Origin of the sequence: Cellulosilyticum ruminicola JCM 14822 (assembly GCF_001311925.1) — a bacterium.
Classification (GTDB): domain Bacteria; phylum Bacillota; class Clostridia; order Lachnospirales; family Cellulosilyticaceae; genus Cellulosilyticum; species Cellulosilyticum ruminicola.
Genome location: NZ_BBCG01000178.1, coordinates 1 through 747, shown reverse-complemented (window position 1 = coordinate 747; position 747 = coordinate 1). Strand labels below are relative to the sequence as shown.

Genomic DNA, 747 nt, shown 5'->3' with positions numbered 1-747 from the left:
CTTATTAACTCACTTGTACTAACATTTCTCCTGTGGATACATTTGCATATAACTTTTCAAATTCATTTGGAGACATATAGTTACAATGACTATGTATTCTTACAGTGTTATAGAAAGTTTCTATATACTCAAAAACGAGGCGATAAGCCTGTTTATAGTTTTCAATTGTAAAGCGATTAAGCCATTCTCTTTTAATAAGAGCATGGAATGATTCAATACAGGCGTTATCATAGGGATAGCCCTTGTGGCTATAACTTAGCTGATATTTTTTGTGGCTTCACGATAAGCTTTTGAAACATATTGACTTCCGCGGTCAGAATGCAGAATTAATGGAAGGTCAGTGTTACGTTTGGCTTTAGCTTTATTAATTGTATCAACTACGTAGGATACTTCCATCGTTTCAGATAGTGTCCAAGCGATAATTTTACGCGCATAAAGATCCATAATGCTTGTTAAATAGACAAAGCCGTCACGTGTCCAGATATAAGTAATATCAGTACACCAAACTGCATTAGGACGGTCAGGATTGAATTGCTCATCAAGTATGTTAAGTAATTCTTTGCTAAAATCAGAGTCTCTAGTAGTGGTTGTCCAAGGGGTAACCCATTGGGCTTTAATGCCCATTTCTTTCATGTATTTGCCAACAGTTCGCTCAGCAATTATTTCACCAGATTTTTGAAGTTCCTTAGTAATCTTAGGAGCACCATAGTTTTGTTTTGAATGATCGTAGATATCCTGAATTTTTTC

2 protein-coding genes are annotated in these 747 nt (G+C 35.5%); both read right to left on the bottom strand.

Translation table 11 applies throughout. The features are described 5' to 3' along the window. Positions 1-4 precede the first annotated feature (4 nt). Positions 5-217: an IS3 family transposase gene (locus JCM14822_RS24700; RefSeq protein ID WP_242861578.1), complete on the bottom strand. Its 213-nt coding sequence runs from the start codon at positions 215-217 to the stop codon at positions 5-7. Positions 218-255: 38 nt separating this feature from the next. Beyond that, positions 256-747 (bottom strand): IS3 family transposase (locus tag JCM14822_RS18770; RefSeq protein ID WP_242861577.1); only part of this gene is annotated, 492 nt, incomplete at its 5' end.